Source organism: Bradyrhizobium sp. USDA 4532 (assembly GCF_024171315.1).
Taxonomy (GTDB): Bacteria; Pseudomonadota; Alphaproteobacteria; order Rhizobiales; family Xanthobacteraceae; genus Bradyrhizobium; species Bradyrhizobium australafricanum.
Genome location: NZ_JALJZN010000001.1, coordinates 392,550 through 408,583, shown reverse-complemented (window position 1 = coordinate 408,583; position 16,034 = coordinate 392,550). Strand labels below are relative to the sequence as shown.

The 16,034-nt window shown below is 62.1% G+C and carries 18 protein-coding genes; 9 read left to right on the top strand and 9 right to left on the bottom strand.

Annotation, left to right across the window (positions count from 1 at the left end; translation table 11 throughout):
• The first annotated feature begins 12 nt into the window (after nt 1-12).
• Nucleotides 13-2,886, top strand: a complete 2,874-nt coding sequence (gene gcvP / locus J2R76_RS01870) for an aminomethyl-transferring glycine dehydrogenase (RefSeq protein WP_253623721.1) — start codon at nt 13-15, stop codon at nt 2,884-2,886.
• A gap of 177 nt (nt 2,887-3,063) precedes the next feature.
• A complete protein-coding gene (locus J2R76_RS01865; protein ID WP_253623720.1) occupies nt 3,064-3,495 on the top strand; it encodes a thioesterase family protein in 432 nt (143 codons plus the stop codon).
• Between the two features lie 39 nt (nt 3,496-3,534).
• Here J2R76_RS01865 and J2R76_RS01860 read toward each other — a convergent pair whose 3' ends face one another.
• From J2R76_RS01860 to J2R76_RS01845, 4 genes are all read right to left on the bottom strand, one after another.
• Nucleotides 3,535-4,521: a hypothetical protein gene (locus J2R76_RS01860; RefSeq protein ID WP_253623719.1), complete on the bottom strand. Its 987-nt coding sequence runs from the start codon at nt 4,519-4,521 to the stop codon at nt 3,535-3,537.
• 144 nt (nt 4,522-4,665) lie between these two features.
• On the bottom strand, nt 4,666-5,754 hold the full coding sequence (gene recA / locus J2R76_RS01855) for a recombinase RecA (RefSeq protein ID WP_028337774.1): 1,089 nt from the start codon (nt 5,752-5,754) through the stop codon (nt 4,666-4,668).
• Between the two features lie 599 nt (nt 5,755-6,353).
• Nucleotides 6,354-6,575 (bottom strand): hypothetical protein, encoded by a 222-nt coding sequence (locus tag J2R76_RS01850; protein ID WP_253623718.1) that lies wholly within the window; start codon nt 6,573-6,575, stop codon nt 6,354-6,356.
• A 20-nt stretch (nt 6,576-6,595) separates the two neighbouring features.
• The gene (locus J2R76_RS01845) at nt 6,596-6,847 is read right to left on the bottom strand and encodes a hypothetical protein (protein WP_253623717.1); all 252 of its coding nucleotides are present in this window, start codon (nt 6,845-6,847) and stop codon (nt 6,596-6,598) included.
• 89 nt (nt 6,848-6,936) lie between these two features.
• Here J2R76_RS01845 and J2R76_RS01840 point away from each other — a divergent pair, with 89 nt between their 5' ends.
• Both J2R76_RS01840 and J2R76_RS01835 read left to right on the top strand, forming a co-directional pair.
• Nucleotides 6,937-7,275, top strand: coding sequence for a hypothetical protein (locus J2R76_RS01840; RefSeq protein WP_375166476.1), 339 nt, complete (start codon nt 6,937-6,939; stop codon nt 7,273-7,275).
• 72 nt (nt 7,276-7,347) lie between these two features.
• Nucleotides 7,348-7,944 (top strand): hypothetical protein, encoded by a 597-nt coding sequence (locus J2R76_RS01835; RefSeq protein WP_253623716.1) that lies wholly within the window; start codon nt 7,348-7,350, stop codon nt 7,942-7,944.
• Here the strand turns inward: J2R76_RS01835 and J2R76_RS01830 are convergent.
• A complete protein-coding gene (locus J2R76_RS01830; protein ID WP_253623715.1) occupies nt 7,941-8,222 on the bottom strand; it encodes a hypothetical protein in 282 nt (93 codons plus the stop codon). The two genes, J2R76_RS01835 and J2R76_RS01830, sit on opposite strands and share 4 nt — an antisense overlap.
• Before the next feature lie 429 nt (nt 8,223-8,651).
• Here J2R76_RS01830 and J2R76_RS01825 point away from each other — a divergent pair, with 429 nt between their 5' ends.
• The 3 genes from J2R76_RS01825 (at nt 8,652) to J2R76_RS01815 (ending at nt 11,064) form a co-directional block, all read left to right on the top strand.
• Complete coding sequence (locus J2R76_RS01825) at nt 8,652-8,888, top strand: hypothetical protein (protein WP_063790118.1); 237 nt, start codon at nt 8,652-8,654, stop codon at nt 8,886-8,888.
• Between the two features lie 700 nt (nt 8,889-9,588).
• On the top strand, nt 9,589-9,828 hold the full coding sequence (locus tag J2R76_RS01820; protein ID WP_028337110.1) for a hypothetical protein: 240 nt from the start codon (nt 9,589-9,591) through the stop codon (nt 9,826-9,828).
• Nucleotides 9,829-10,860: 1,032 nt separating this feature from the next.
• Nucleotides 10,861-11,064 carry a hypothetical protein gene (locus tag J2R76_RS01815; RefSeq protein WP_253625984.1) on the top strand — a complete coding sequence of 68 codons (204 nt, stop codon included), beginning with the start codon at nt 10,861-10,863 and terminating at the stop codon, nt 11,062-11,064.
• Nucleotides 11,065-11,174: 110 nt separating this feature from the next.
• Here J2R76_RS01815 and J2R76_RS01810 read toward each other — a convergent pair whose 3' ends face one another.
• The 3 genes from J2R76_RS01810 to J2R76_RS01800 form a co-directional block, all read right to left on the bottom strand.
• Nucleotides 11,175-11,405, bottom strand: coding sequence for a hypothetical protein (locus J2R76_RS01810; RefSeq protein WP_016848527.1), 231 nt, complete (start codon nt 11,403-11,405; stop codon nt 11,175-11,177).
• Nucleotides 11,406-11,504: 99 nt separating this feature from the next.
• Entirely contained in the window at nt 11,505-11,807 is a 303-nt protein-coding gene (locus J2R76_RS01805) for a hypothetical protein (RefSeq protein WP_076828393.1), read from the bottom strand.
• 176 nt (nt 11,808-11,983) lie between these two features.
• A complete protein-coding gene (locus tag J2R76_RS01800; RefSeq protein ID WP_057018364.1) occupies nt 11,984-12,115 on the bottom strand; it encodes a hypothetical protein in 132 nt (43 codons plus the stop codon).
• A gap of 262 nt (nt 12,116-12,377) precedes the next feature.
• Here J2R76_RS01800 and J2R76_RS01795 point away from each other — a divergent pair, with 262 nt between their 5' ends.
• Nucleotides 12,378-13,853 carry an amidase gene (locus J2R76_RS01795; RefSeq protein WP_253623714.1) on the top strand — a complete coding sequence of 492 codons (1,476 nt, stop codon included), beginning with the start codon at nt 12,378-12,380 and terminating at the stop codon, nt 13,851-13,853.
• 38 nt (nt 13,854-13,891) lie between these two features.
• Nucleotides 13,892-14,353, top strand: a complete 462-nt coding sequence (locus tag J2R76_RS01790; RefSeq protein WP_057018362.1) for a PaaI family thioesterase — start codon at nt 13,892-13,894, stop codon at nt 14,351-14,353.
• 388 nt (nt 14,354-14,741) lie between these two features.
• Here the strand turns inward: J2R76_RS01790 and J2R76_RS01785 are convergent, their stop codons facing one another.
• The gene (locus J2R76_RS01785; RefSeq protein WP_057018455.1) at nt 14,742-15,035 is read right to left on the bottom strand and encodes an HdeA/HdeB family chaperone; all 294 of its coding nucleotides are present in this window, start codon (nt 15,033-15,035) and stop codon (nt 14,742-14,744) included.
• Between the last annotated feature and the right edge of the window lie 999 nt (nt 15,036-16,034).

Here is a 16,034-nt window from a genome sequence, read left to right as displayed (position 1 = left end):
GAGGATCACGTCATGAACGCGCCCTTCAAGCCGATCAACGAAGCCGCCACCGATTTCGTCCGCCGCCACATCGGACCGTCGCCGCGCGACGTCAACGCGATGCTGGAGACGGTCGGCGCCGCGAGCCTGCAGGCGCTGATGAACGAGACGCTGCCGGCGTCGATCCGGCAGAAGGCGCCGCTCGATCTCGGCCGGGCGCTGAGCGAGACCGAGGCGCTCGCGCATATGAGCGAGCTCGCCGCGCAGAACCAGGTGTTCACCTCGCTGATCGGCCAGGGCTATTCGGGCACCATCCTGCCCGCGGTGATCCAGCGCAACATTCTGGAGAACCCGGCCTGGTACACCGCCTATACGCCGTACCAGCCGGAGATCAGCCAGGGCCGGCTCGAGGCCCTGTTCAATTTCCAGACCATGATCTGCGATCTCACCGGGCTCGACGTCGCCAACGCCTCGCTGCTCGACGAGGCGACCGCCGCGGCGGAAGCGATGGCGCTCGCCGAGCGCCACTCGCAGGTCAAGGCAAAGGTGTTCTTCGTCGACAAGGAGGTGCATCCGCAGACGCTGGCGGTGATGCGCACGCGCGCCGCGCCGCTGGGCTGGGCGCTGGTGGTCGGCGATCCCCTGACCGAGCTCGACAACGCCGATGTGCTCGGCGCGCTGCTGCAATATCCGGGAACGTCGGGCGCAGTACGCGACCTCAAGCCTGCCATCGCGTCGCTGCGCGCCAAGGGCGCGCTTGCGATCGTCGCGGCGGACCTGCTGTCGCTGACGCTGCTCGCCTCGCCCGGCGAGCTCGGCGCCGACATCGCGATCGGTTCGGCGCAGCGGTTCGGCGTGCCGATGGGGTATGGCGGACCACACGCCGCCTATATGGCGGTGCGCGACACGCTGAAGCGCTCGCTGCCCGGCCGCATCGTCGGCCTCTCGGTGGATTCGCGTGGCCAGCCCGCCTATCGCCTCGCGCTGCAGACCCGCGAGCAGCATATCCGCCGCGAGAAGGCGACCTCGAACATCTGCACCGCGCAGGTGCTGCTCGCCGTGATCGCCTCGATGTATGCGGTCTATCACGGTCCCGAGGGCCTGACCCATATCGCACGCAGCGTGCATCGTCGCGCCACCGTGCTTGCGGCCGGCCTGCGCAAGCTCGGCTTTGCGCCGACCAGCGAAGCGTTCTTCGATACCGTGACCGTCGAGGCAGGTAGCAAGCAGATCGAGCTCGTCACCCGCGCGCAGGCGGAACAGATCAACCTTCGCGTCGGCGCGACCACGCTCGGCATCGCGCTCGACGAGACCTCGACGCCGGAGACGGTCGAGGCGGTGTGGCGCGTGTTCGGCGGCAAGCTCAGCTATGCCGAGATCGAGGCCGGCGCGCACGAGGCGCTGCCGAAGGAGCTGCGGCGCACCAGCGCCTTCCTCAGCCATCCGGTGTTCAATACGCATCGTTCCGAGACCGAGCTGCTGCGCTACATGCGCAAGCTCAGCGATCGTGACCTCGCGCTCGACCGCGCGATGATCCCGCTCGGCTCCTGCACGATGAAGCTCAACGCCACCACCGAAATGATCCCGCTGACCTGGCCGGCGTTCGGCAATCTGCATCCGTTCGCGCCGGCGGATCAGGCCAAGGGCTATCACGCGCTGTTCAAGCGGCTGGAGCAATGGCTGTGCGACATCACCGGCTATGACGCAGTCTCGCTGCAGCCGAATTCCGGCGCGCAGGGCGAATATGCCGGGCTGCTGGCGATCCGCGGCTATCACCTCGCGCGCGGCGAGCCGCACCGCAAGGTGTGCCTGATCCCCTCCTCCGCGCACGGCACCAATCCGGCCTCGGCTGCGATGGTCGGCATGGAGGTCGTGGTCGTCGCGTGCGATGCGCGCGGCGACGTCGACGTCAATGATCTTCGCGCCAAGGCGGAGAAGCACTCCGCCAACCTTGCCGCGGTCATGATCACCTATCCGTCGACCCACGGCGTGTTCGAGGAGCATATCCGCGAGATCTGCGACATCGTGCATGCCCATGGCGGCCAGGTCTATCTCGACGGCGCCAACATGAACGCGCAGGTCGGACTGTCGCGGCCCGGCGATTACGGCGCCGATGTCAGCCATCTCAACCTGCACAAGACCTTCTGCATTCCGCATGGCGGCGGCGGCCCCGGCATGGGCCCGATCGGCGTGAAGGCGCATCTTGCGCCCTATCTGCCGGGCCATCCCGCAACCGACGGGGCAACTGCGCACGCCATCGGCCCGGTGTCGGCCGCGCCGTTTGGCTCGGCGTCGATCCTGACCATCTCCTACATCTACATCCTGATGATGGGCGGCGAAGGTCTGACGCGCGCCACCGAGATCGCGATCCTCAATGCCAACTACATCGCCGCACGGCTGCAGCCACACTTCCCGGTGCTGTACCGCAACGAGCGCGGCCGCGTTGCGCATGAGTGCATCATCGATCCGCGGCCGCTGAAGACGACCAGCGGCGTCACCGTCGACGACATCGCGAAACGCCTGATCGACTACGGCTTCCACGCGCCGACCATGAGCTTCCCGGTGGCGGGCACGCTGATGATCGAACCGACGGAATCGGAATCGAAGTTCGAGATCGACCGGTTCTGCGACGCCATGATCGCGATCCGGGGCGAGATCGCGGAGATCGAGAAGGGCCGCTGGGAGGTCGAGGCCTCGCCGCTGCGCCACGCGCCGCACACCGTGCACGACATCGCCGACGATGCCTGGAACCGGGCCTACACCCGCGCCGAAGGCTGCTTCCCGGACGGCGTGTCGCGGTCCGACAAATACTGGAGCCCGGTCGGCCGCGTCGACAACGTCTACGGCGACCGCAACCTGGTGTGCTCGTGCCCGCCGGTCGAGGATTACGCGCAGGCGGCTGAGTAAAGCGCACCATTGTTGCAGCTACGTCGTGCTGCGTCTCTGACGCGTGATTCACTCGGTGTCATTCCGGGGCTCGCGAAGCGAGAACCCGGAATCTCGATCCACGACTTCCGGATTCCGGATTCGCGACTTCGTCGCGCCCCGGAATGACGGACTGGCCCGCCCGCGGCAGGAGGAAACATGCGCGAGGAATTCTGGTTCCATTTCCCGGTCCGCGTCCGCTATTCGGAGGTCGACGCGCAGGCCGTGGTGTTCAACGCCCACTACCTCACCTATTTCGACACCGCCATCACCGAATATTTCCGCGCGCTCGGCTACGACTATCTCGGCGAGGTGGCGCGGACCGGCATCGACTTCCACACCGTGAAATCGGTCGTCGAGTACAAGGCTCCGATCCGGTTCGACGAGGACATCGAGGTCTGCGTCCGGGTCGCCAAGATCGGCCGCTCCTCGATCAATCTTGCGCTCGCGATCTTCGCCAAAGGCTCCGATGACCTGCGCGCCACCGGCGAGATCATCTGGGTCGCGACCGACCAGAAGACCCATCAGTCGGTCGCGGTGACCGAGGATTTGCGGGCGCTGATCGCGAGCCGGGAAAAGGCGCTGGCGTAGAGATCAGAACGTCGCGTGCTGGCGTCGCTCGAACAAGCCTTACGGAGCGACGAGAGTGCGGCTCTCGGCGTCCCAGCGCCACAGCCGCTCATTGGTCAGTTCGGTGCCGCCCCACCAGCGATGGATCGTGTTGTACTGGCTGAAGTCGAGCTCGCGATCCGACACTTCCTGGCCGAAATCGGTGAGCGACAGCCGACTGTCCCGGTGTCGGTTGTTTCGGGCCTTCAGATCGTCGGGCGCTTCGATCTCCGCGGGGAATCCGGTCAGAACCGGTGATGGACAATAGGCGAGCCGGTCCAGGATCAGCTCCGCTTCCTGAAAATCGAACACGCCGCGTTCCCGGTTCAGCTCGTTTGAAAGGACCTGTGGGCTTGTCTCGCCGTCGGCGACGAGATCCAGCATCCGCAGTTCGGACGCGCCGAGGCCGGTGTCTTGCCCGGGTAGCTCCTCCAGCAACGCAATCAGCGCCGCGCGGAGCTGCGGGATGGCCGACAGATCCTGCATGAGAAGGTCGAAACAGGGCTCGGGCGTCGGAGCGCGATAGGCATTCCAGGCGCGACCGGCCAATTCCAGCCGATCATCGGTCACCGCAAGTGCAGGCAATCGCCATTTCGCCAAGCTCTCGCCTCGGTACCCGCCGATCTCGACATCGGTCTGGACCAGCTTGAGCTTCGCTACGATGTGGCGGTGCGGGCGGAGCACGTCGAGCAACCAGGCCAGCACCAACTGGTCATTCGGCTGGGGATCAGCCCATAGCTCGACGCTATCGCAACGCTCGCACAACTCGACAAGCCCAATGTCCCGACCGATCGAGCCGGTCCATCTTGAACTGGCGAAGTCGAGCCAGTGCGTGTCGAAATCGACATGCTTTGCGGAACGCGGTTCCAGCAGGGTCGTGAGGTCATCCGACGAGGGCATTTTCCCCCAAACGAAGCGCGGCCTCAACCCGACGACGATGTCCGCCCTTCCCGCCTGCCTCAGGCGATAGCTCGCGAGTTCACTTGTCGCCAGGATCAGACTTGTCACGATGCTCTCCGGCTACGCGCGATGGCATCAGCACCGCAAGCTGAGGATCAACTGCTTTACAAAAGACACACAAAACCAAACGGGCGCCGAAGACGTCGGCAACTCAACGTCCTCAGCGCCCGCTTGCAGCGAAATGATTGAGACTTACTCCTCCGTCGGCTCCTCGCCCTCGGCGTCGCGTTCGGGCGTGCCGGCGAGGATCTGCTCGGAGATCAGGCCGGAGTTCTGCCGGATCGCGGCTTCGATCTTGGCGGTGATGTCGGGATTCGACTTCAGGAACGCCTTGGAATTCTCGCGACCCTGGCCGAGCCGCTGGCTGTCATAGGAGAACCAGGCGCCGGACTTCTCGACGATGCCGGCCTTGACGCCGAGGTCGAGGATCTCGCCCATCTTGGAAACGCCCTCGCCATACATGATGTCGAACTCGACCTGCTTGAAGGGCGGCGCCAGCTTGTTCTTCACCACCTTGACGCGGGTGGTGTTGCCGACGACTTCGTCGCGCTCCTTGATAGCGCCGATGCGGCGGATGTCGAGACGAACCGAGGCATAAAACTTCAGCGCGTTGCCGCCGGTGGTGGTCTCCGGCGAGCCGTACATCACGCCGATCTTCATACGGATCTGGTTGATGAAGATCACCATCGTGTTCGACTTGTTGATCGAGGCGGTGAGCTTGCGCAGCGCCTGGCTCATCAGGCGGGCCTGCAGACCCGGCAGCGCATCGCCCATCTCGCCCTCGAGCTCGGCCTTCGGCACCAGCGCCGCGACCGAATCGATCACCAGCACGTCGACCGCGCCGGAGCGCACCAGCGTGTCGGCGATCTCGAGTGCCTGCTCGCCGGTGTCCGGCTGCGAGATCAAGAGCTCGTCGATGTTGACGCCGAGCTTGCGCGCATAGACCGGATCGAGCGCGTGTTCAGCGTCGATGAAGGCGCAGATGCCGCCCTTCTTCTGGCCTTCCGCCACCGTGTGCAGCGCCAGCGTGGTCTTGCCCGACGATTCCGGCCCGTAGATTTCGACGATGCGCCCCTTCGGCAGGCCGCCGACGCCGAGCGCGATATCGAGCCCGAGCGACCCCGACGACACCGTCTCGACATCCATCGAACGGTCGTTCTTGCCGAGCTTCATCACCGAGCCCTTGCCGAACTGGCGCTCGATCTGGGAGAGCGCGGCTGAGAGGGCCTTGGACTTGTCCATGGAGGATCCTTCGACGATACGCAGTGCGGTGGCGGACATTTGGGATGTGCTCCTTATGGCGGGGATTCGCTAGCGGGAAAACGGGCGATGAGATCAGGCGGAAATGCGTTGTTGATTGGAACCTCGTACCACGTTTGTTCTAAGTTCGCAATATGTTCTTTCGAGCAGACCGGTGCTGGCCTGTTTCCATCCCTAGTGGCCTGCTTTGATTTTTGGAGTGGCCTAGTTTGGGTTTAACCCCGCCTCAACCAAGGGTTAGCCGATGTTCTCGGTAGGACTACTGAACCGCGCGGTGGATGTTCTCACCATAGCAATGGTTATGGTCCGCCAAGTGTTCGCTATCCCCAGCGGACGAGTGTTACCGGGTGTTCTCCGTGGGGGAACGAAGTTCCGCGCGGAGGCGGAAAAAGAGGGCCAAATGGCGGGATTAGAGGTGCCCTTGATCTAACTCAATCGGCCGCACCTGGCCCGGCTCAACCCTCCGGGCATGAAGGAACCCGTCAAGCCTGAGGAGGAGCCAAAGCGCCCCACGCGTTTAGAGGAGGCTCGGCGCATCATCGAGGAGTATGCCAAAGACCTTCGCGAAATCATAAAGAAGCTTCGCGAGCGCCTGCACTGAGCCTCGCCTCAGTTTGAAATCAGTGAGGCTTTGGAGCGTCTTTCGGCGCTGGCACGCTAGCGTTCGGGTCAATACCGCAGCGCTTGGTTTGATAGCCATGCCAATCGATACCGATCCCCTTTTTCTTTGCGGGGTGGTTGTATTCCGCTTTGTACTGCGCCCGGCACTCCTCCATGGTCATGGCGTTGGCGGACGAAGTGAACAAGCCGATCACAGCAACGATAACCAGACAGCGACCCATGGAATATCCCCATCTTTTGGTTAGCCGCCGTAGCTCGGGCACACAATCGGCAACGGCTTTGCACCGGGCTTTCGGCGCTCATAGCCACGGCAGTAATTAGCGATGCACGCCTCGTTTCTGTGGCCCATGCATGCATCGCACCTCGCGACGCAATCTTCATACGTCACACCGGGGCGATGCTCATCAATAAGCCGCTTCGGCTTCTCTTGCTGCTGAGCTATAGCCGGAAGCGCAGCCAGAACCAGAGCAAGCAATGCGATGCCGGATTTCATGGTCGATCCTCCTAGCTCGTGGAGGACTGTTAATCTGACATGCCGCTGCGGAACTTGACGCAGATCAAGAGGCGCTGAGGCCGCCTCAGTTGGCGGCCCCGGATCAGAACGTCTCGACGAGTTACGTTGAGCGGCAAAACCTTTCGCTGCGCATGTCGTCGCGCCGGTTCACTCGCCTCACCAATGGCTTTTCAAAGAACTTGGAGAACCATATCGCGGCCGTCGCGCTGTACGTCTGCCACTATAATCTCTGCCGCACCCATGAAGCCCTGCGCACGACGCCAGCGAAGGCGCTGGGCGTCACCGAGAAGGCGTGGAGCATTGCGCGGCTTGTGGACGCTGCGCTCTCTGTGGCTCCCGCGCTGCCCACGGAGACGCCTCCGGACCGGCGTCGGAAGTTCGTAGTAATCGAGGGAGGAAAGCGGTGAGTCAAAATGACTCACCAAAAACTCTTGCTGAATCAATGATTCTGTTACTCTGCGGTCAGCAAGGAGATTCGCATGGCGGACGCCACGTACAATTTGAATGGTGGGTTCAAGCCTACAATGAAGAGGTTCGCTGATCTCAGCGGACCTGATTTTTTTCCAACGCCACAGTGGGCGACATTTGCCCTTATCGACAACGAGAAATTCAGCGGCGACATTTGGGAAAGCGCGTGCGGCGATGGCAGCATGTCTAAGGTGCTGGAGCAGACAGGGCAATCCGTTCGCAGCTCCGATCTGTACGATCGCGGCTATGGAGAAGCCGGATTTGATTTCCTCGCGCCTCAGTGGTCCGCCGACAATATCGTGACCAATCCGCCGTACAATTGCGCTGAGGGATTTGTTGCGAGTGGCGTCAAACACTCGAATAGAAAGTTCGCGCTGCTTCTGCGCCTTGCCTTCCTTGAAGGGGCTAATCGCGCAAATACAATTTTCGCCAAAATCCCGCCCGCGCGCGTTTGGGTTTTCAGCGAGCGCATTACCTTCTACCCAAGCGGCGTAGAGCCGAAAGGTAGCGGCACGACAGCGTATGCTTGGTTCGTCTGGGACAAGGACGCGCCGGGCAGAACCGAATTGAAATGGTTCAAGCCCGGCTATAAGGCGAAGTTTGCTTAGTCTTTCCCGGGGAGCGCGAGTCCGCCCGGGATTTGTACAAGTCGTCCTTCGTAGATCGCGTTGCCGGGAGACGCTTTGTGAGAGGTGATATTACGCACCTGCTGCTCCCAAACGGCTTCGTTGGGGCGCGTTTCGCTTTGCTTTAAGTCTTCTTCTGAAAGAACGATCTGGTTTGGAATTTCGGCAATCAGTTCCTTGATCGTGGCCCGTCCGGTAGCGCTGGACTTCAAAATCGCTTCGGCGGCCTTGGCAACTTCATCCTCAGTAACCCGAGACATGCTTCCTCCATGTGGTAGAGTCCACAAGTAGGCTCGACTTCTGGTAGTTGGAGTCAGTAAAACTACGGAAGGGGTCAGTGGCCTGTTTTGTTCTGGCGAGTGGCCTGTTTCGGCCAGTACCAGCAGACCGGTGCTGTCCGTCTTTAAACCCCCGTATCCTCATTTGATTTTGAGAGTGTCCTAATTCCGATTAAGCGAACGGAAACCGTAGCTTGGCCGATGTTCTCAGTAGGACTACCGAGGCGCCCCATCGGATGTTCTATCCCCGTCCCGCCTTTGACCGAGATCACGGAATTTAATCTTGAGAGAACGAACCGGGGGCAACGGAACGTGATACGATAGCACCATCACCGGCCAAGGCTTTGCCCGTAGGCGTCGGTGGCTGAGAGACCAACAGCGCTCCCGCCTGCATAGGAAGGGAGCGCGGCCATGCCGAACCATTCCACAATAGCGCACCGCGAGATGCAGCTTCGCCATCTGGAGCAAGCCGAGCGGCATATTGCCCAAGGCGAACGACACATTGCCGAGCAAGAGGGACTGATCGAGCACCTTGCCAATCACGGGCACGATCTAGCGGAAGCGAAGAAGCTTCTGGATAACTTCTACTCATGCCAGGTTTTGCACGTTCAGCACCGCGACCGAATCCGCAGAGAGCTGGGAGAGTAGGGCCACCTCAGTTGACGGCCTATTCTCATCTAGCGCACGATTAATTTCCTAGCGTGGCACAAACTGCACTTTGTTTTGGTGGTCATCCCGAGTTAGATTCCAATCTCACGCAGAGGTTGCGTCATGACCAGTGACCTACTTTTTAGGGCGAGCATTGTGGTGCTGGGGCTGTGCCCCATTGCTATCGCTGCGATTGCAATATTCATGTGAGAAAGCGGCCGCCTCACTTGGCGGCCTCTTTCATTACAGGCCCTTCCCGTCGGATCGCTGCGACATATGACGTGAATCCCGGTCGCGTGAATGAGGTGCTGAAAGGCTCTCGACATCGCGGCAGTCGAGAAGCGGCGCTATCTCGCAGGTCAGCTTGAACTATGAAGCCCGGCGCGAGCCGGGATTTTTCTTGGCCCAAAGAACGGCCCCAGCGAGGGGGTACACGCTGAGGCCAAGGCGGTTGGATCATCCATGAGATGACAGGCTCATCACATAAACAGGGCGCCTATACCTACGATGAGCGCTACGAACGATATCGCCGCCAACGCCATGAAGCCGTACTCGACGCCGTCGTGGTGACTGAGCCTGAACATACAGAGAGCTTGCGCCACGGTCTTCGTGTCCGCATTAAAGTAGGCATGTCAGCGATAGCGCCCTAATTGCGGTTCCAGGCTTAACTTAAGCGAAGATTTTTGAAACGATTCCCTCGATGCCGCTTTTATTGCTCATGCAACAGGCGACCGAGGTTCATCTAGTCCGAGTGACGACCGATGACGGCGAGGTCCAAATCTGGCTCGCCGCGACCTCGCGCGAAGAAGCCGTTGACCGAGTGCTGGATGCAATCCCGGAGGGATGGGCTGTTAGCCTCATTCAGCGACAGCTGGCCGCCGATCACATCCCAATTCTCAACATGGCGGCCGGAGAAGTGCGCCGGCATCAGGTATCCTGAAGAAACGGCCCCAGCGCGTTGGAACGAACGCTGAGGCCGCCTCACCGCGCCGCCACTGGGCAGGGACCACTCCGAGTGTTGCGGCCCCAGCCGAACTGGATTTCTACATAAACAAACGGCCCCAGCACCCCGACAGGGAGGCTGAGGCCGAGGAGCGCCCGTGGGGTAGGGAAAGATTCTGGACACCCCCACCTCAAGCTAGAACCTCCATGGCGCGGAAGGGCATTTGCATAAGTGAATGAGTGTCCTGATTTCCCCAAGCGAGTGTCCCAACTAGGACAGCACCAACAGACCGGTGCCGGCCTGTTTCCATCCACAGTGGCCTGCTTTGATTTTTCGAGTGGCCCGGCTTGGGTTTAACCCCGTCGTAACCAAGGGTTAGCCGATGTTCTCGGTAGGACTACTGAGAAGGCCCTCAGATGTTCTGGCCCCATAATTTCCTGCGGGTCGCGATCTGTTCTCGCGGAATCTTTACTGGAACAATTGACCCGGCAGTGCCCTTATTTGGGGGCCCCCAGCCAGACAGGTAGCCCCCCGACTGCTGGAGGAAAACCCGCCTCCGGGACGGGTTGGCGGCCCCCTGTTGGGGCCGTTTAAAATTCCGTAGTTCTCCGGCCAAGAACAAAGTTCCGGCCATGCGACGCGCCTTGCGCCCGAAGTTCCCCTGATAATCAACAAGTTAACCTGACAGGCGCGATGGCGTCCGATAACGGCTGGCACAATCTGCATACTACCTTCGTACCCCTCCTGAGCGCTGGAAAAACTCCGTAGCGTTCGACGGAAGACTCGGGTTCCGCCAGCGTTCGTAACATTGGCCTGCTCCAAGCAACGCGAATTGCGCGGCGCCGGGCAGGCAACATGGCTGGCGACCGTTCCGTGGCGACGCTGCCGGCGGACGAATCCTTTCCGGAATCCACAACGACGGCCCGAACGGGCGCGGCCTTTCACACGATCTTTTTACGGGTGCTGATCATTACTACAACTAATAGTTTAAATATCGACGACCGCCCTTCAATCGCAGAACCGTTACAAATGATCCACAGGGGCGTCGAGTTCAGCGTCACTCAGCTGATGGCCGGCGTCTGGAAATGGCGCTTCCAGATCGGCGATCGCGTCTTCACGGGCAAGACCGAAGCAAAGCTCGATCTTCTGGCGATCCGCCGCGTGCAGCTGCGGATTGATCGCGAGCTGAACAATCTGGGGCGGGAACGGACCCGCGGCAGCAATGGGGACTGAGGCACAGTCTATCGTGCACGCCCCGGTGCCCTGACGCGCTGGCCTGCAGAGCTTCGGTTCTAATTAAAATTAGAACACACGAACCGGCGCCCGCTTCGCTCGAAAACGCTTCAGTCCGCGCTGGCCAGCCGCCGCATCGTGAACTCGATGTCGCCGCCGGGGAGCTCGCGCCAGCTCTCGACGGCGCTCATATAGGCCGCCTTCGGGTAGCGCTTGAGAAAGTCACGCGCCCTCACGCGGGCCTGATCGCGTGGCAGGCTGAAGGTCTCGCGCAGATAGCCGTCGTCCGGCTTTCGCCGCTCGGCCATCCGGCTGGCGAGATCGCGCGGACGAGACACCATTGCCGCAACTCCGGACCAATTGACGACACCCCCAATATAGGGGTGGCGGCGGGAGAATCCGAGTCGGAGGGAGGCGGACGAGGTCGCCCCGAACGGGCGTTACTGGCTACGCGGCGCGGCGCTTCCCGGCTGCGCCGAGCTTCCGGTCTTGGTCTTCGGCTTGGCGGGATGGGCGGCCGCCTTCGGCGGATCGCTGCGCACGACGCCCCAGGGATCGGACGATCCCTTGGCATCGGGAATCTTGCTGAGCGAGTCCTTGTAGGCCTTGTCCCTGACCGCGTCCTGCTCCTTCTCCTCCTGGGTCCTGGTCTTGACCTCAGGCATCAGGTTGACGTTCGGCATCTGCGCATAGGCCGGCGCCGACAGCAGCACCGCAACCGCAACTGCGCTCAAAACTCTCATAAGAACACTCCCTGCATTTTCGTCGGCGGTATATCACCGCAACAAAGCCGTCGCCAAGCGCGCCTGCCCCGGCCCCGAACATGATGCGTTTCCGCGGAATCGCATCATGTTCTCATCTCTTTGTTTGAGCATGATCTTTTTCGGAAAACCGGTTTCCACTTTTCCGGATCATGCCCCTAGAGATGGTCTGACTTGCAGGATTTCGGCGACTGCATCCAGTCGTCCCAGATCGGACCGCAGCGCGTGCAACCGCTGAGCGCAAGTCCGATCGCAATCACGCCGCCGAGCACCACCAACCTGCGGAACATGTACGCCCCCACCACTCGCGAGCAGGCGACTGGGCGCCGAAACTGGGGCATTTTCAAGCCGGGCACGGCGCTTGCAGCGCAGCGCAGTGCGCGTCGGAGCGCAGCGCAGTGCGCGTCGGAGCGCAGCGCAGTGCGCGTCGGAGCGCAGCGCAGTGCGCGTCGGAGCGCGAGCACGCGTCGGACGGGCTGCCGGCGCGCACTGGTTTGACCGGGCGGCCGCGCAAATTACAGTGCGCAACAAAGCAGAAAAGGAATCGATCAAATGACTTTGGCGATGAGCTGGGACGAGTGGACGCAGCACGACGGGACGGCGCTCGCGGAGCGCGTCAGGTCCGGCGAGCTGACGCCCCGTGAGCTGGCGTCGCAGGCAGCCAGCGCCGTCACCAAGGTCGATCCCGCGCTCTCCGGAGTCGTCGAGCTGTTCGACGATGTGATCGCCGATCCGGCGCGCGACGGCGCCGACCTCGACGGCCCGTTCGCCGGCCTGCCCTTCCTGATGAAGGACCTCGGCCCGACCCTGAAGGGACGGCTGCAGGAGATGGGCTCGCTGATGATGCGCGGCAATCGCGCCGCGGCGGATACCTTCCTGACCGCGAAGATGCGCAAGGCCGGGCTCAATTTGATCGGCCGCACCACGACGCCGGAGTTCGGGGTCTGCAGCTCGGCGGAAAATCCCGCGGTCTATGTCACGCGCAATCCCTGGAACACCGACTACACCACCTGCGGCTCGTCGGCAGGCAGCGCGGCGATGGTCGCCGCCGGTGCGGTGCCAATCGCGCATGCGACCGACGGCGGCGGCTCGATCCGCATTCCCGCCGGGGTCAACGGCAATATCGGCCTGAAAGTCTCGCGCGGCGTGTTCTCGCTCGCGCCGCATCTGTCCGATCTCACCGGGCTGGTCTCGATCCAGGGCTGCCAGTCGCGCACGGTGCGCGACACCGCTGGCTTCGTCGATGCCTGCCGGGGACCTGCGCCCGGCGAGTTCATGCCGTTCTGGACCTCGCCCGAGCCATATGCCGCGATGATCGCGCGCGACCCCGGCCGGCTCAGAATCGCGCTGTCGCACACCTGGGGCGACTATCGCGCGACGCCGCACATCACAGCCGAACTCGAACGGGTCGGCCGCTTCCTCGAAGGCCTCGGCCATCAGGTCGATTACGCATTGCCGTCGATCGACTACCGGGATGCCTTCGCGGCACAGACCACCTGCTACATCGGCAATTTCGCCGTCGTGATCGGCAACATGCTCGCCGCGCGCGGGCTGGAGCGGCCGCCGGCGGAGCTGATCGAGCCGATCAACATCCGCATCTGGGAGCATGGCCGCGACTTCAGCTTCGCCGATCGCGCACGCATGCAGGCCGTCTTCAACACCACCTCGCGCGGCTTCGGCGCCTTCTTCGAGGACTGGGACATCATCCTGACGCCGATCACGGCACTGCCGACGCCGAAGGTCGGCACCACGGAATATCTCACCATCAGCGACAATCCGTCGGTGCTGGACTGGTTCGGCAATCTCTGGCGCAACTTCGCCTTCACGCCGCTCGCCAATCTCTGCGGCATCCCCGCGATCTCGCTGCCGCTCGCGACCAACGAGCACGGCCTGCCGCTCGGCATTCAGGCGATCGGAAAGCAAGCGAGTGACGGGCTGTTGCTGCAGCTCGCCGCCCAGATCGAACGGGCGATCGACGGCAAGTGGAATGCGGGCAACACGCCGGCCGTGCATGTCACGCGCAACTAGAACAAGATAGATAACATCAACAGAGGGAACGGGACGTCATGCAGCAGCAAGCCGGGGAATTCGGGATCGACGACGCGAAACGCGTGCTCGGCGACGTCTTTGCGCCATGGGTGCAGGACCTCAATCTGGCGGTCGAGCAGTTCGACATCACGCCGCCTGCCGGCGATGCCGACTGGCAGCCCGGCGCCATCCTGCGCATGCCGTTTTCCGAGCGACTGTGCCGCAATGGCGGCATCGTCTGCGGCCAGGCGCTGATGGCGTTCGCCGACACCGCGATGGTGCTCGCCAACCTCGCGGCCAACAAGGGCTACCGGCCGATGACGACGGTCGACCAGACCACGCATTTCATGCGCGCGGTGACGGCGTCCGACGTGCTGGCCGACGCCCGCGTGGTCCGGCTCGGCCGCACCATGAGCTTCGGCCGCGTCACGCTATCTTCTGCCACCGACAACAAGCCGGTGGCGATGGTGTCGAGCGCGTTCGCGATGCTGCCGGGATAGGCCCCTCGCATCATGGCCGGTCTATCTCATCCTGAAGGATGTGAATGTATGGCGGAGGAGCGGCACTAAACATTCAGTGTCGTCCCGGCGAAAGCCGGGACCCATAACCACCGAAGACCATGTTGCGCAGGGCTGCGGCCACAGCCTTCCTCAACAATTGAATCCTGTGGTTATGGGTCCCTGCTTTCGCCTTGCTTTCGCAGGGACGACGTCGGACATGTTGTCCCGCCTTCAATCCCGTCATCCTGAGGAGCTTGCGCAGCAGGCGTCTCGAAGGACGAGGCTACCAGCCCGGCCTCACGGTTCGCCTGGCGATGCGAAGCATCGTACAGAGACACGCGTTCCGCGCTCCTCACCATGAGGGTTCAGGCCAATCACGCTGCAAGATTTACTTGCCGAGCACGGCCTCCGCCGCGTTGACGATGCTGATGGTCGGATTCTTTCCGCAAAAGGTGCCGAACTTCTTGGCGTTCTCGGTGAACACGTCGGTGTCGATGATCGCCTCGTCGGAGTCGCCCTTGTACCAGCCGTCCATCCAGACCAGCACCATCTTGATGGTGTCGTCGCCACCTTCGACGAACTGTTTGCAGGTCATGGTCGAGAGATCGAGGACGGTGGCGCTGGCCGGTGCCGACGACAGAGCGAGCGCGGCGGCGAGCATGATCGAGGCAGTGATCTTCATCGCAATCTCCATGGGCAATGATTTGGAATGAACAGGTCGCCGGAAGCCCGGCGGCTCCGCTCGCGACCTCGTAAGCGAAGCGTCGCGACGAACGCAAGCACGGCATCGCGCAAATCAGTCCGCACATCGCTTCGCTGCACGGATTGAGAATTCGTGTTTCTGATTTGCGACGGCGCCCGCGCTAAAGCGTGATGAGAACAGGGCGTGTAGTCGAGAATCCAGTGTATGCGAGCGGGGATAGCGAGGTCGGTGTCGCTCTCAAAAGCCGATACCGGCGATGCTGTGGTGAATGTCCGCTCAGGGCCCAATACCAGTCCTGCGGTTCAAAAATGGCGCGATCACACTCCGCGCCGAATGACCTTCCAGGTAAGAGAGCCGGCAAGGAAAAGTGACATAGAACAGAATGCTATCGTCCCCCAGACACGGACATTAGGGCTTGTCTCATTCAGCCAAACAAGTGCCGCCAAGCACAGAAACGCAGGGATTGCGCACGCCTGTGTCACAACAAACCGGCGGCGCAGTGCGCGCGGAGCGCGGGAGCTCCAGACGAAGCCATCAACCTCGAACCTGCGGGAAATCGTATCCACCGGCTCTTGGGGATACCACTTTCCCAGCTCGCTCATGACGGACATGAAACCCCATCCGGCAATGCCGATTAGCACAATGGCGAGTAGGCATAAAATGAGCGACATCTCGCTTCTCCAGTCGCTAGCTATCGAGCGCGTCAAACATTGATAGTCCGCTTCGGGTCAAAGGCGCCGTTTTAGCAATCAGTCGGGTACTTCCGGTCTACCCCAATGAACGGACATCTTCAGAGCCGGTCGCCATATCTCAAACTTGCCACTTCCAGGATTCGCAGCACGCCTCAGAAGTAGACGTTCGCGTTACACGGACCGGCCGCGACACCATCTGGTATCATGCCCTGCCGCAGGACATCGCCGCTGGTGGCAGATATGCGCCACCCACGATGAACATGCTGCCGCTCGGCGCCCGCGCTTG